Here is a 13,622-nt window from a genome sequence, read left to right on the forward strand (position 1 = left end):
TTCTCAGTTGAAACAAAATCAATAAAAAGGACGATAACCAAAAAATTATTCTCGAAAAAATATTGCTTTTTTCTTAATTCTATCCTAACACAACGCGCTAAAATTTAATATCCCATCTGATGGGGTTATAATGAAAACGATTATGGAAATTTTTTGAAAGAAGGCTATTATCCATTTGAGTAAGATCAAAAATAAATTGTTTCAACCTCGTGCTACTTGGCAAAAAAATCTAATTGTTTTATGGTTTGGTACCTTTATGGCCGGCATCGGTTTCAGTTTAGTGATGCCCTTCATGTCTTTATATATCGATTCATTAGGCAACTATACGAATCAGCAGCTAAACTTTTGGAGTGGCATCACCTTTTCTTCAACCTTTTTGATTACCGCAATCGTGTCGCCACTTTGGGGAAGACTTGCCGATCAAAAAGGACGAAAATTAATGTTGCTACGGGCTTCGTTGGGTATGGCTATCGTCATTAGCCTGATGGGCACGGTCGGGAATGTGTATCAATTAATTGGTTTGCGTTTGCTGCAAGGTGTTTTTTCCGGCTACATTAGCAACGCCACTGCGCTAATTGCCACTGGAACGCCGCGAGAAAAAAGTGGACAGGTACTTGGCACCTTAGCTACCGGTGCGGTCACCGGAAATTTACTGGGCCCATTAGTTGGCGGCGTCACTGCTTCAATCTTTGGCTATCGGTTAACCTTCTTTATTACTGGTGGAATTTTATTCTTAGTCTTTCTACTTAGTCTTATATTTGTCCATGAAGAATTCACACCCGTTGAGAAAAAGGACATGGTGCCAGCAAAACAAATCTTCCAAAATTTAAAATATCCTCATGTCGTGATTGGAATGTTTGTGACTACCTTGATGATTCAAGCTTCAAATAATTCCATTAGCCCGATCATTAGTCTGTATATACGGCAACTGATGCATGGGCATGGCAACGTCACTCTGGTCAGTGGTATTATCGCATCGATTCCTGGGGTCGCCACTTTGATCGCAGCACCTCGCTTTGGACGGCTGGGCGACCGCATCGGCAGTGAGAAAATTTTAGGCATCGGTTTGATTTTTGCTATGTTGGTCTTTTTACCGATGTCAATCGTAACCAATGTTTGGCAATTAGCCTTTCTCCGTTTCTTAGTCGGAATTTCTGATGCTTGTCTGTTGCCTGCGGTACAAGCGTTGATTACAAAATATTCTCCGCATGATGCCGCCGGAAGAATTTTTAGCTACAACCAATCCTTCCAAGCCGCGGGAAATGTCGTGGGGCCAATGATTGGTTCGAGTGTTTCGTCCATCTTTGGTTATCGTGGTGTCTTTATCTCAACCTCCGCTTTAGTTTTGACTAATTATCTGCTGGTTCATCGCAACACAAAGGAAATTGCCGAGAAAAATCAGCAAGCGCAAGAAATCCATTAATTTTTAAGACTTATTAATGGCAACTTTTTCGTTAGTTTTTTATACTATCAATGATAAGATACTAATGAAAGAAGTGAACATCATGCTTGAAGGACAATTAAAGTTTTTAGACTTTTTCCTAAACAGCACAATTGAAGGAAAACAAGAAGAAGCAAAAGCAATTTTAGTTAAGAGCTTTGCTGATCAAGAGACTAATAATTTAAGCTTAGAAGAATTTAAAAAGCTGCAAGAAAAATTATTTCCCTTAATCAAACCTGAAAAACTAAATGAAGTAAAAGTTGCGATGGCTCATTTTGCCCAAAGCCTAGCATAAAAAAGTGGGAACATCCATTGGATGTCCCCACTTTTTTATGCTTAAATATACTGTAACTCTTTAGCTGCTTGATAAGCGTGATCGATTAATCCGCCGCCAAGACATTCCATACCATCGTAAAAAACGACTGCTTGGCCAGGTGTGATAGCCCGAACAGGTTCATCAAAAATAACTTCTGCTCGATCGCCGTCTAATAGACGAACGGTCACTGGCAAATCTTGTTGGCGATAACGGAACTTCGCTGTACATTTAAATTCTTTAGGTCGGTCTTCGCTAGTAGTAAAGTGAATTTCGCTAGCATCTAAGCTTGTTGCGTACAATGCTTCATGATGGAAGCCTTGTCCCACATATAATGTATTCGTCGTTAAGTCTTTACCGACTACGAACCATGGCTCTTGCGTTTTTCCGCCGCCGCCGATACCTAGGCCTTGACGTTGGCCGATCGTATAATACATCAACCCATCATGAGTCCCTTTTTCTTCACCATCAAGTGTGACCATCTTGCCTTTTTTAGCAGGTAGATAGTTGCTTAAAAATTGTTTGAAATTCTTTTCACCGATGAAGCAGACTCCGGTTGAATCCTTTTTCTTTGCAGTTGCTAAACCAGCACGTTCAGCGATTGCCCGAACTTCAGGTTTTTGCATGCCGCCTAAAGGAAACATCGTCTTAGCTAATTGTTCTTGCGATAATTGACTCAAAAAATACGTTTGGTCTTTATTATTATCGACCCCTCGTAACATGTGAACGACACCATTTTCATCTTTTTCGACTTGTGCGTAATGGCCAGTCGCTACATAATCTGCTCCTAATTCCATCGCGTAATCTAAGAAAGCTTTGAACTTGATCTCTTTGTTACACATCACGTCAGGATTTGGCGTGCGGCCTGCACGATATTCTGCTAAGAAATATTCAAAGACTCGATCCCAATATTCCTTTTCAAAGTTGACAGAATAATAAGGAATGCCGATTTGGGCAGCGACTTTCGCCACATCCTTATAATCTTCTGTCGCGGTACAAACACCATTTTCATCAGTGTCGTCCCAATTTTTCATAAAAATGCCGACTACATCATAGCCTTGTTCCTTTAACAACAAAGCTGTTACAGATGAATCGACGCCGCCGCTCATTCCTACGACGACTCGTGTGTTGCTGTTAGACACAGTATCACCATCATTTCAATCTAGATTCCGAAAACTCTACGATTTGAAGGTCGCAACTTTTCAGTAAAACGAATTATACAACATAAATCTTAAATTTTCGATAGATTTTTCTTCTAAAGCGTTTCCTAATTGTTTTTTTGTATTGTTTGTATCAATATAGATAATACAAAGGAGGCGAACGAGATGATTTTAGAAATTGATCCTCACTCGGAGGAACCGATTTATTTACAGTTGCGTAAACAAATCATTCTTGGCATTGCTCGTGGTGAATTAGCGCCCAACGAACAATTACCAACGGTTCGTCAATTCGCCGATGAACTGGGTGTTAACACCATGACTGTCTCGAAGGGCTACCAACAACTACGAGAAGAAGGCTATTTATTAACCGACCGTCGCAAAGGAACTGTCGTCGCACCATTACCTGTACACTCAAAGAAAAACAGTGAGGAAAATTTGACCCTTGTTTTAGCAGAACTTTACTTGGCTGAACCCGATGACCAAAAATTACAAGACAAAATCGAAACAATCTTGAACTCCTTTAGAAGGGATGAAAAACAATGATGGCTCCTATGATTTTAGGCATATTGATTCTGTGTAACGTGACCATGGCGTTCATTAGCACACTAGCCGCAAAACCCCATAACTATGTAATTATTGAAAATACTTTTCCAGCGGATAAAATCAATGATCCACAAGTTCTACATTTTTCAAAAAGCTACCGTAAGCGTCAATTCCAACTAGCGTTTATGTTATCACTTCTTGATCTAATCTTATTGCTTCCTATGAAAGACTCCAGCTTCATGCTACTGTTCTTCCTGCTCTTGTATTTAACGATCGGAGCGAATTATTTTATGATGCTTCGTTATATACGTAAAGGACATCAATTAATCATCGATAATGAATGGCGGCTACCTACCCAGCCCATTCAAATCGATACGAAACTCGTCCTGAATAAGAACCGTAAGCTAGTATCCCCTTGGTGGTTTCTTTTGACACTAGGCTTGAATCTTTTATTTAGTTTTCTATTGTATCGACAAGAACTAGGTTCATTGACCTGGATTCTTCTTGTAACGAATTTAAGCGTTTGGCTAACTCTACTAGTGACTTGGTGGGTGATCCGACGGCTGCCGGTTCGATCCATGACCGATGATCAGAACCTCAATCAGCAATACAATGATTTGACGAAATTTTACTGGTCAAGTCTCTCCGTCTTTTTGAGTGTTATTCTCAGCGTGCTGATCTATGTTCCTTTATTAACGACAACGATCAATCCAAACTATTTTACTTTGTTGATGGTTGTTGAATTTATCTTGATTTTTTTCTTTTGCGGATCAACGATCTGGTGGCTGCTCCGACTTCGTCAAAAGCAAGACCAGTTACTGACCCAATCAACTACCGTGCGTTATTCTGGTGACGATTATTACTGGCGCTATGGAATCTACTACAATCCCGATGATCGACGATTGATGATTCCCGATCGAATCGGTATGAATATTTCTTTTAACCTCGGCAGAATCGGCGGCAAAATTTTTATGGGTCTCCTTCCAGTTATTCTAGTTATAGCCACATTAGTTGCTGTTGTTCCCTTATACGTCTTGGACTATCATCCAGACCCGTTGACCTATGAACTAAAAAACGAAACCCTGCTGTTAGATGGTCCCTTTATCAAGAAACAAACGATTCCCTTGAATCAAATCGAAGACGTTGCTTTAATCAATCAGCTACCCACTCGTAGTGTTCGGACAAGTGGCTTAGCCACCAATGACTACGCCACCGGCTATTTTCGGATGGATGGCAAATCGTCCGTTTTACTTATCGATCACAGTTCAAAACCAATTTTAAAACTCGGAACCAAAAAGCGTGATTACTTCTATACAAACAAGCAGCCTGCTGAAACAAAAAAACTTTACCAAGAAATCAAAGCTGAAAAATAAAAAAAGCATCAGGACTGGTCCTTTGAAAGGATAGCCCTGGTGCTTTTTCGTTAATCCCCTTTAATATCAAATCGGGTGTTTTTACTATTGCAATTTTTTTATTTCGACTTCTTTGCCAGCAGCGATTTCATCGATTAAATTTTCTGAGATTGGTGTGCCAAAAGGCAGTTTATTTTTCAAAAAATTGCGTTCCGGTGCATCCACCCCAACATTGATATCTTCGGCGATAGGCATACTGTAATTATGAATATGCCCGTGAAGATTACGGATGTTCACGGTTTTTCCTAAGAGCATTGGGTAATGCGTTAAATAATACTGATGATGATTAAATTTGACGATTGCTCCAACATCTTGAAATTCAAACTTTGGTGCCCCGTTTTCCATTCCTGGATCATGCTTCTCAAGATACTTAAAAAAAGTCCGAGAATCGTGATTTCCTTTAATAAACACAATTTTTCCTTTTAACTGCACCAATATCTTGTAAATATCAGAAAAACCTTGTTCGTACTGAGGATGCATCGCCACATCCCCTAAATGATAGACAGTATCCTTTTCATTGACGACTGCATTCCAAGCATCGACCATTTGCTGATTCATCTCCTCCACTGAGTCAAACAAGCGAGGGGCGAAATCATTATCTCCTAATAGGTTTTCATGAAAGAAATGGGTATCTGATATAAAGTATTTCATTTTTATCACCTACAAACGTTTTCGAATTCTTTTCTTTAGTTTACCACCACTCCAAAAAAAATGCCCTTTTATTGCTAGTAAAAAAAAGGCCCCTAAACTTGGTAGCCTTGTTTTTGTAGTAACGCTTGGTATTTTAATTTAATGATCGTAATGACTGTTTCCAGTTGGGTTAGATCCTCGACCTTAGTAGCATCGAACGCCTTGTCGCGAGTAACAGATTTCCCAGTATCGATTAAATGGAAAACGTTGTTCCATTTTTCGAACTCTGATAAATTATTTAAATTGGCGATAGGAAAAGCTGATCCTTCATAAATTTCCCATAGACGAAAAATTAAAAAGGCGGTATCCACGATTTCTATGTCGGTTTTTTTTTGACTACAAGGTACTAGCACTTTTTTAGGATTGTACGTTAAGTACCAATCTAACAAAATAAAAAACGCTTCCCAACGATAAGGATCACGAAACATTTTTTGCGTGTCCGGCATATCGCGAAAGATCAATGGGATAAAATAATTTTTCTTATATTTAAGGCAAGGAATCGCATCGATAAAGTAATCCACATAACGCGTCAAATAACTATTGCCCTTGTAATCGCTAATATAATAATCCTCTACACCATAGACTTGGAATTCTTTTGTCAAATTGGCGCAGTCCTCAATCGTGACAGTCAACCCCGACAAGAGACGAAAATCTGAAATAATTTTATGGTGCTCGATTGTATGCATCTTGTGAAGCAACTTCTCACCTTCATTCCAACAATTTTATATTGTTAGTGTACCATAATCTTAATCCGTTGAATCTCTTCAGCCTCAAAATTATTGAAAAAAAAACTGAAATTAGCGAATTAATCTATCATTTATACGAAGATAAAAAATCATCTTCCATTAAACACATTATTTTATCGTTATTTCTAACAAAAAAACCAAGACATTAACCTGTCTCGGTTTTATTTTGACTGGCTAAACTTCCTCTTTTACAAATAGGCCACGGTCAATCATGCCATCTAGTAAAAAGTAAAATTTTTCCTGGACCATTTCTTGTTTGTTGTCTTTGAAAATATCCACCGCTTTTAAGCCATTCCCGGTCGTTACAGACATTTTTAACGTTTGTATGTCTTTGGCTACCGTAATTTTTAATTTGAAGCCCTCTTTGCTTTGGGGTGTCGCTTGTAACGGACGAATCAATTGGAAGTTCCCTGAACTTGTTTCAGTAAATCCATTGTCGCGTAACGTATATTTTTTGGCTGTTGGCGCTAGCGCGTATTGAAACTTCGCCCCTTTGACTGTCGCAGTTTTTGAAAATGCCATTTGCTCACCTCATCATAGTTTATGATTTTATTTGGGCACTCTTTTTTACGGAGTGTCCCTATTTCCTCATATCTAATTATAGTGATAAGTCGCCTGCTTTTCAATCTACTTTGTTAGTTCTTGCAAGCTGGCAACTAATTGTTCCGCAAATTCCTCGACTTGTTGCAGCGTATTTCCATAACCGAAACTTACACGTAACGACTCTTTGATTTCTGGCGCATTTTTCCCATATAAGGCTTCTAACACATGGGAAGGATCAATCGTTCCTGCCGTACAAGCCGAACCAGTTGAAACAGCGATGCCTCGTAAGTCTAGCTTCATTAACAATAAATCATTCAAGACACCATTAAAACGCAGGTTTAAAACATGGGGGAGCTTATTTTCCAAATCGCCATTGACTTGATAAGTAATCCCGGTCTGATCCAACGTGGTTAGGATCGTCTGCGTAAATTGTTCATAAAGAACGCGACGTTTTTCCCGTTCCTCTTCCGTCAAGAGTTCAACGGCTTTTGCCATTCCACAAACACCAGCAAGATTTTCCGTCCCTGCTCGGCGCTTTTCTTCTTGTTCGCCGCCTCTTAACAGGGGTGCCAACTTCGCTTGATCACTCTTAAAGAGGAAACCAACACCTTTTGGTCCATTAATTTTATGAGCAGAGATACTTAAAAAATCAATTCCTAACTCATGAGGTCGGATCATTTGATTGCCATACGCTTGGACAGCATCCGTGTGAAAATAAGCGGGATGGTCCTTCAAACGTTCACCGATTTCTTTGATTGGCATTAAATTACCAATCTCATTATTGCCATACATAATTGAAACTAAAATTGTATCTGGCCGCAAGCTAGCCTCAAAATCTGCCATTGAAAGATTTCCTTGGCGATCAACTGGCAAATAAGTTACCTCAAACCCTTGCGTTTCCAAGAATTTCATCGTATTCAAAACCGCCGGGTGCTCGATTTGCGTCGTAATTAAATGGCGACCTTCGTTCTTACGTCCTAAAGCGGTTGACAAAATAGCCGTATTATCGCCTTCAGTGCCTCCGCTGTTAAAAATAATTTCATGATATTTAACGCCCAAACTCTTAGCAACAACTTCCCGAGCCAATTCTAATTTTCCAGCAGCCTGACGTCCGTAATGATGGATACTCGATGGGTTACCAAAGGTTTCTGACATGATTTCAGTCATTGCCTGAATGACTTCTGGGTGCATCGGGCTCGTTGCCGCATGATCTAAATAAATATTTTCCACTATTATTCGAACCTTTCTCCGATTTTTAGGATTATTCTAGCACAGTTCAAAAGACTCTACAAAAAAAGGGCATTACTGCCCTTTTACTCAAAATCTTTTCTTTCCATCGTAAACAATGGACTGACAGATTGATCTTGATGAATGCGTTTGACTGCTTCACCTAGCAAATCCGAACAACTGATAATAGACAATTTTTCTGGATGTCTTGCAGGATCTGTTGAGACAGAATCGGTGATACAAATATCCTTAATATCTGCTGCATCTAAATTTTCTTTGGCTGGCGGCGATAATAATCCGTGTGAAGCACAAGCAACGACCTCTTTTGCACCAGATTTCATCAATGTCTTAGCCGCGTTTGAGAAAATTTTCCCGGTATTCAAAATATCATCTACCATAATACAAGAACGGCCTTCAACATCCCCAATCACATAACCAGAATCGGGATTATTTTCTTCGGCTGTATCTACGATAGCAATGGTTGTATCTAAATACTCTGCTAAACTGCGGGCTCTTTGAACGCCACTATTTTTTGGCGAAACGACCACATAATCATCACCAACCATTCCGCGACGACGGTAATAATGCGCAAACAACGGCATCGTAAACAAGTTGTCCACTGGAATATCAAAGAATCCCTGCACTTGCACCGTGTGTAAATCAAGCGTCAATACTCGCGTTGCACCTGCGTTTGAAAGTAAGTTGGCAACCAATTTTGCGGTGATCGGTTCATGAGGTTTTGCCGTGCGATCTTGACGCGCGTACCCATAATAAGGTAAAACGACGTTGATTGTCTTAGCACTCGCCCGTTTTAACGCATCGATCATGATCAATAACTCCAAATAATGATCATTCACTGGTTCGTTCGTCGATTGAACCAAATAAACATCAAATCCTCGAACCGTCTCTTCCAAATTAATGGCGATTTCTCCATCACTAAACTGCTTCACTGTGCTTTTTCCTAATGGCACTCCACAAACAGCGGCAATTTTTTCAGCTAAAGGGCGATTTCCGTTTAGGCTGAAAATCTTAAATTTATCGTTACTTTCTTCTGACATGGTGTCCCTCCAAGTATTTTGGTACCCTCAGTTTAACATATTTTTGTTGGTTTGCTGTAGATTTTACTTTTGGTTGAAACTGCTATGCGCTAAAATTTCCTCCAGAGCTGCCTCTTTGCTTAATCAAAGAAATCGTTCCATTCGCCCAAGCGGCGGGAATGATTTTATCAGCGTTGCCCCAATTGTCATGAACCTTGAAAAACCGTTGTCCCTCAGCTGTTTCTAAAAAACCATGAGCAACTACCCAATGATTGTTGTAGGTACTGCCGAATAGTTTTAACAAACCAATCATAACCGGTTCGCCGGCTAGAATCCGTTTCGTTACTCGCTGCCAAGCACCTAAAGTCGTTATCCGCGCGCGATAAGGTACTTGATAGCGGCGAAAATAATGATTAAGGCCTACAGCGATTTGAAGTGGGACCGTCGGCAGATCAAGTGGCTGCAATAGCGGGCGCAAACTGTTTATTAAAACGTCGGGCTCAAACTGCTGCGGTTTTCTGATCTCAGCGGACAGGCAAGCAGCATCGAGGTTATCTTGCCAATAGGCCAATAACACGCTGCTGGCATACGTTCCACAAAGAAAACCGCTGGGTGTTTTCCACGTGCGATAGCTTCCAAAACTGTTTAATTCGATCCATTGATTGATCGGATAGGTCATTTCATCACCCCAAAATCATTTTATTTTGAGTATTTTCCAAAACTATATCATAATATAGGAGATCTCTTATCTGCTTTACAGTTTATCAGAAAAGGTACAGAACCTGTAAAGCTTTTACTTATTCATGCATACTACAAAATAAAGGAGTCGATTGTTCATGGAGCAAACAAAAATCAAAGAAGATTTGTACGAAGCCGTCAATGGAGAATGGATCCAAGCAGCGGAGATCCCTGCTGATAAGCCAGCGACTGGCGGCTTTCAAGATTTAGTAGATGGGGTCGATGAATTATTAATGACCGATACGAAAAAGATGCAAGCTGGTTCAGTAAAAATCCCTTCCAAGCTGATGCAAGAATACATTGACTATTTCAAATTAGCCAACGATTACAAAACACGAGATGTTGAAGGTGCTACTCCAATGTTACCTTTACTAAAACGCGTTGAAGCACTACAAGATTTTTCCGATTTGAATCAACAGCTAAGCTCTTGGGTGTTAGACGGTCTGCCTTTACCATTTGGCTTGGATGTCGATGCGGATATGAAAAATGCCAAGGTCAACGCATTGTTTGCCGCTGCCCCTAGCTTGATCTTACCGGATAAAACCTATTATGAAGCGGACCATCCCCAAGCACAGCAACTCATGACAATCTTTAAAGAAATGACGCTGCAATTATTCGCCTTGGCCGGCTATGATGCTGCGTACGCTGAAAAAGTGACTGAAGAGGCCGTGCACTTCGATCAATTACTGGCCCCTCATGTAAAAAGTGCCGAAGAAAATGCAGATTACAGTAAGATGTACAATCCCGAAAGCGGCGAAGCCTTTGTCGCTCACAGCAGCCAGCTGCAACTAAAGGAGCTGATCGAGCATTTAATCGGTGTGCTGCCGGAAAAAATTATTGTGACTGAACCGGCCTATTTCCAAAAGCTGAATGAATTAGTCAATCCCGAAACCTTCCCACTAATGAAAAGCTGGATGCTCGTCATGACCTTAAATGCTTTGACCGGTTATCTCAGTGAGGAATTTCGCCAAGTTGGTGGGACTTACGGTCGTGCGCTCTCTGGTGCACCAGAAGCTCGTCCGCAAGAAAAAGCTGCTTATTACCTTGCTTCCGGTCGATTCGATCAAGTCGTAGGCGATTATTACGGCAAGCATTATTTTGGTGAACAAGCGAAAAGAGATGTTCAGCAGATGGTGGAAAGTATGGTCGGTATTTATCAGGAACGTTTGAGTCAAAATACATGGCTTAGTCCTGAGACTCGGGAAAAAGCCATCATCAAGTTGAAAACCTTAGGCATCCATGTGGGCTATCCCGATACGATTCCAGCAATCTACAGTCAATTTCATGTCGAAAAAGAGCAACCTTTACTACACAATGCATTGCGCTTCAGCCGCTTAAGCCGCGAAGATCAATTTTCAAAGTGGAATCAATTGGTGGATCGTGAGGAATGGGAAATGAGTGCTGATACAGTAAACGCTTATTACCATCCCTTCAGAAATATCATCGTTTTTCCAGCAGCGATTTTACAAGCGCCTTTTTACAGCTTAGAACAATCCAGCAGCCAAAACTTTGGCGGGATTGGAGCGGTGATCGCTCACGAAATTTCTCACGCTTTCGATAATAACGGTGCGTTATTCGACGAATTCGGCAATCTAAATAATTGGTGGACCGAATCTGACAAAAAACATTTTCAAGCATTAGCCGATGACATGATCGCTGAGTTTGACGGCTTAGAGATTGCTGACGGAAAAGTCAACGGCAAACTAACCGTCTCTGAAAATATTGCCGATGCCGGTGGATTGAGCTGTGCACTAGAAGCCGCAAAAAAAGAAGACCAGGTAGATCTTGCAGCCTTCTTTATTAATTGGGCAACGATTTGGCGGATGAAAGCTCGTCCAGAATATACTCAATTATTATTAGCAATCGATGTCCATGCACCAAATAAATTGCGGGCAAATATTCAAGCGAAGAATCTGAAGGACTTTTATCAGACTTTCGACATTCAACCAACAGATGCCATGTATTTAGCACCAGAAAAACGGGTCAGCATTTGGTAATTGATTTCTTTACAATAAAAGAGAGAACTTCAAAAATGAAGTTCTCTCTTTTTGTTCGTTTGTTAATGGCCCTTTTGATACGACATGAAATATGGGAATGATACAAATGCTACCCCGCCAACGATGTTACCAAAATATACGGGAATGATATTTGCCAAGAAAGCTGAAAGCCCAATATGACCTTCAATCATCGCATCAGATAATACAAACATATTTGCAACGCTATGCTGGAACCCTAACAAAACAAAAATCATGATTGGGAACCAAATACCAATCATTTTTCCAGCAGAATCTTTACAACCGTAGCTTAACCAAACCCCTAAGCCAACGAACCAGTTACAACCAATCCCAGAGACAAAGGCTTGCAGAGGTGTTGCCGCTAATTTTGCATCTGCCACAACCAACATTTCATGTAGATTCGCACCGTTTCCGGTTAACCCAACCACATGACCAAAGAAAAAGGCCACAAAGATTGCTCCAAGCAAGTTTGCGAATGTGATGATCAGCCAATTGTTTACTACTGCCTGCCAGCTAATTTTTTTATTCAACCAGGCCATCGAGACAGCCACCATATTTCCTGTAACTAGTTCACCACCGGCAAGTAAGATAACAATCAGTCCTATCGGGAAAACCGACGCTCCTAATAAAGTTCCCAAAAAACTAAGTTCTTCTGGCGTTGTTGCCACGATTTTCATATAGGACACATAGCCTAATGAGATCATCGCTCCTCCAATGAAACCTAGCAACATTTTTGCCACCAGATTTTTTTCCACTTTTTCAATGCCTTTTTTACTACAAATTTCCGCTGTCTCACTTGGCGTATACATATAACTCCCACTTTCTTCAATCATTTTCTCAATTCATTTCCTTATCTTACTATTTTATTCACAAGTTAAAAAGAGGATTTCCTAAAAAAATAGCTCATTTTTAACTAGCCCGAAATGAAAAGTTTGTTTCCTATTCATTTCTGTGCTAGTATTTTTCACGGAGGTCTTCCTCCAAAAATAAATCAGAGTAGGAAATAAAGCGTTAAGTGCTGGAAGGATGGGATGTTGCCTTCTGGACGAAAGACTTAGTCTGCGGTTTTATTTTCGCATTCGCTGCATGAAGATGTAGCAGCTCTATAAGGAGATGCTCGGAATGAAGAAACACCTCGATGCTAGAAGCATCACAACGATGGCGCTTTTGATCGCCATGATGGTCACTTTGTCTCGCCTATTAGGAATCGAGACACAATTTCTCAAAGTCAGTTTCACCTTTATCCCAGAGATTATTATGGGCATGCTGTTCGGCCCATTTTGGACAGGGATTGGTTCGGTGATTGCTGATTTTATTGGAATGTCACTTTTTGCTAAAGCACCGTTTTTTATCGGCTTTACCATTAATGCCTTTCTTGAAGGAGCGATCTATGGCTACTTCTTTTATAAGAAAGAGATTACTTGGAAAAATTCGATCCAATCGGTTCTTGTTACTACGATCGTGATCAACTTGATCTTAACACCCCTGTGGCTGGCAATGATGTATCAGGTCCCACTAACTAGCTGGGTGATTTGGGCACCACGCCTAATCAAGACCGTGATCTGGATTCCAATCCAAGCGCTCATTACCTATTTCTTAGGTGGTGTATTACCTTATAAACGCTGGGTGGCAAACTTCAATCGCGCCCATTAATCTTTGAGAATTAGTTACGTTATTCTTTTGTAGTTATTTCTTTCACACAAAAAATTCCTTTAAAGACTTGGCTCAATTTGAGTACAAGTCTTTTTTTGTATTTA

14 protein-coding genes and 1 riboswitch are annotated in these 13,622 nt (G+C 40.3%); of the genes, 6 read left to right on the forward strand and 8 right to left on the reverse strand.

Going from position 1 to position 13,622, the window contains the following annotated elements:
* The first annotated feature begins 175 nt into the window (after window positions 1-175).
* Window positions 176-1,423, forward strand: a complete 1,248-nt coding sequence (locus FFM67_RS03600) for a multidrug efflux MFS transporter (RefSeq protein WP_137613262.1) — start codon at window positions 176-178, stop codon at window positions 1,421-1,423.
* Between the two features lie 82 nt (window positions 1,424-1,505).
* A complete protein-coding gene (locus tag FFM67_RS03605; RefSeq protein ID WP_137613263.1) occupies window positions 1,506-1,736 on the forward strand; it encodes a hypothetical protein in 231 nt (76 codons plus the stop codon).
* A gap of 41 nt (window positions 1,737-1,777) precedes the next feature.
* Here the strand turns inward: FFM67_RS03605 and mnmA are convergent, their stop codons facing one another.
* Window positions 1,778-2,896, reverse strand: a complete 1,119-nt coding sequence (gene mnmA / locus FFM67_RS03610; protein ID WP_137613264.1) for a tRNA 2-thiouridine(34) synthase MnmA — start codon at window positions 2,894-2,896, stop codon at window positions 1,778-1,780.
* A 183-nt stretch (window positions 2,897-3,079) separates the two neighbouring features.
* Between mnmA and FFM67_RS03615 the strand changes: the two genes are divergently transcribed.
* Together FFM67_RS03615 and FFM67_RS03620 are read left to right on the forward strand one after the other, a co-directional pair.
* Window positions 3,080-3,457: a GntR family transcriptional regulator gene (locus FFM67_RS03615; protein ID WP_137613265.1), complete on the forward strand. Its 378-nt coding sequence runs from the start codon at window positions 3,080-3,082 to the stop codon at window positions 3,455-3,457.
* A complete protein-coding gene (locus FFM67_RS03620; RefSeq protein WP_137613266.1) occupies window positions 3,454-4,830 on the forward strand; it encodes a PH domain-containing protein in 1,377 nt (458 codons plus the stop codon). The genes FFM67_RS03615 and FFM67_RS03620 overlap by 4 nt, the downstream gene beginning before the upstream one ends.
* An 84-nt stretch (window positions 4,831-4,914) precedes the next feature.
* On the opposite strand, the gene FFM67_RS03625 is transcribed toward FFM67_RS03620, so the two are convergent.
* The 6 genes from FFM67_RS03625 to FFM67_RS03650 all read right to left on the reverse strand — a co-directional run bounded on the left by FFM67_RS03625 (window position 4,915) and on the right by FFM67_RS03650 (window position 9,791).
* Window positions 4,915-5,520 (reverse strand): metallophosphoesterase, encoded by a 606-nt coding sequence (locus FFM67_RS03625; protein ID WP_137613267.1) that lies wholly within the window; start codon window positions 5,518-5,520, stop codon window positions 4,915-4,917.
* A 92-nt stretch (window positions 5,521-5,612) separates the two neighbouring features.
* On the reverse strand, window positions 5,613-6,245 hold the full coding sequence (locus FFM67_RS03630) for a hypothetical protein (protein ID WP_246042911.1): 633 nt from the start codon (window positions 6,243-6,245) through the stop codon (window positions 5,613-5,615).
* Between the two features lie 234 nt (window positions 6,246-6,479).
* Complete coding sequence (locus FFM67_RS03635; protein WP_137613269.1) at window positions 6,480-6,827, reverse strand: DUF1831 domain-containing protein; 348 nt, start codon at window positions 6,825-6,827, stop codon at window positions 6,480-6,482.
* Window positions 6,828-6,932: 105 nt separating this feature from the next.
* Window positions 6,933-8,078 carry a cysteine desulfurase family protein gene (locus FFM67_RS03640; RefSeq protein WP_137613270.1) on the reverse strand — a complete coding sequence of 382 codons (1,146 nt, stop codon included), beginning with the start codon at window positions 8,076-8,078 and terminating at the stop codon, window positions 6,933-6,935.
* Window positions 8,079-8,161: 83 nt separating this feature from the next.
* Complete coding sequence (locus FFM67_RS03645) at window positions 8,162-9,133, reverse strand: ribose-phosphate diphosphokinase (protein WP_137613271.1); 972 nt, start codon at window positions 9,131-9,133, stop codon at window positions 8,162-8,164.
* Window positions 9,134-9,215: 82 nt separating this feature from the next.
* On the reverse strand, window positions 9,216-9,791 hold the full coding sequence (locus tag FFM67_RS03650) for a hypothetical protein (protein ID WP_137613272.1): 576 nt from the start codon (window positions 9,789-9,791) through the stop codon (window positions 9,216-9,218).
* Window positions 9,792-9,948: 157 nt separating this feature from the next.
* Between FFM67_RS03650 and FFM67_RS03655 the strand changes: the two genes are divergently transcribed.
* The gene (locus FFM67_RS03655; RefSeq protein WP_137613273.1) at window positions 9,949-11,847 is read left to right on the forward strand and encodes a M13 family metallopeptidase; all 1,899 of its coding nucleotides are present in this window, start codon (window positions 9,949-9,951) and stop codon (window positions 11,845-11,847) included.
* A 62-nt stretch (window positions 11,848-11,909) separates the two neighbouring features.
* Here the strand turns inward: FFM67_RS03655 and FFM67_RS03660 are convergent, their stop codons facing one another.
* Window positions 11,910-12,674, reverse strand: coding sequence for a formate/nitrite transporter family protein (locus FFM67_RS03660; RefSeq protein WP_137613379.1), 765 nt, complete (start codon window positions 12,672-12,674; stop codon window positions 11,910-11,912).
* 181 nt (window positions 12,675-12,855) lie between these two features.
* Window positions 12,856-12,952: riboswitch (THF riboswitch) on the forward strand.
* A gap of 35 nt (window positions 12,953-12,987) precedes the next feature.
* On the opposite strand from FFM67_RS03660, the gene FFM67_RS03665 reads away from it, so the two are divergent.
* Window positions 12,988-13,518: a folate family ECF transporter S component gene (locus FFM67_RS03665; protein ID WP_137613274.1), complete on the forward strand. Its 531-nt coding sequence runs from the start codon at window positions 12,988-12,990 to the stop codon at window positions 13,516-13,518.
* Window positions 13,519-13,622: the final 104 nt, after the last annotated feature.

The organism is Enterococcus viikkiensis (assembly GCF_005405345.1).
GTDB lineage: Bacteria > Bacillota > Bacilli > Lactobacillales > Enterococcaceae > Enterococcus_A > Enterococcus_A viikkiensis.

Bases quoted from the DNA above. Each gene is read 5' to 3' on its own strand.
- FFM67_RS03605 (WP_137613263.1), top strand. From the start codon at position 1,506: ATGCTTGAAGGACAATTAAAGTTTTTAGACTTTTTCCTAAACAGCACA.
- FFM67_RS03615 (WP_137613265.1), top strand. From the start codon at position 3,080: ATGATTTTAGAAATTGATCCTCACTCGGAGGAACCGATTTATTTACAG.
- FFM67_RS03620 (WP_137613266.1), top strand. From the start codon at position 3,454: ATGATGGCTCCTATGATTTTAGGCATATTGATTCTGTGTAACGTGACC.
- FFM67_RS03625 (WP_137613267.1), bottom strand. From the start codon at position 5,520: ATGAAATACTTTATATCAGATACCCATTTCTTTCATGAAAACCTATTA.
- FFM67_RS03630 (WP_246042911.1), bottom strand. From the start codon at position 6,245: ATGCATACAATCGAGCACCATAAAATTATTTCAGATTTTCGTCTCTTG.
- FFM67_RS03635 (WP_137613269.1), bottom strand. From the start codon at position 6,827: ATGGCATTTTCAAAAACTGCGACAGTCAAAGGGGCGAAGTTTCAATAC.
- FFM67_RS03645 (WP_137613271.1), bottom strand. From the start codon at position 9,133: ATGTCAGAAGAAAGTAACGATAAATTTAAGATTTTCAGCCTAAACGGA.
- FFM67_RS03650 (WP_137613272.1), bottom strand. From the start codon at position 9,791: ATGACCTATCCGATCAATCAATGGATCGAATTAAACAGTTTTGGAAGC.
- FFM67_RS03655 (WP_137613273.1), top strand. From the start codon at position 9,949: ATGGAGCAAACAAAAATCAAAGAAGATTTGTACGAAGCCGTCAATGGA.
- FFM67_RS03660 (WP_137613379.1), bottom strand. From the start codon at position 12,674: ATGTATACGCCAAGTGAGACAGCGGAAATTTGTAGTAAAAAAGGCATT.
- FFM67_RS03665 (WP_137613274.1), top strand. From the start codon at position 12,988: ATGAAGAAACACCTCGATGCTAGAAGCATCACAACGATGGCGCTTTTG.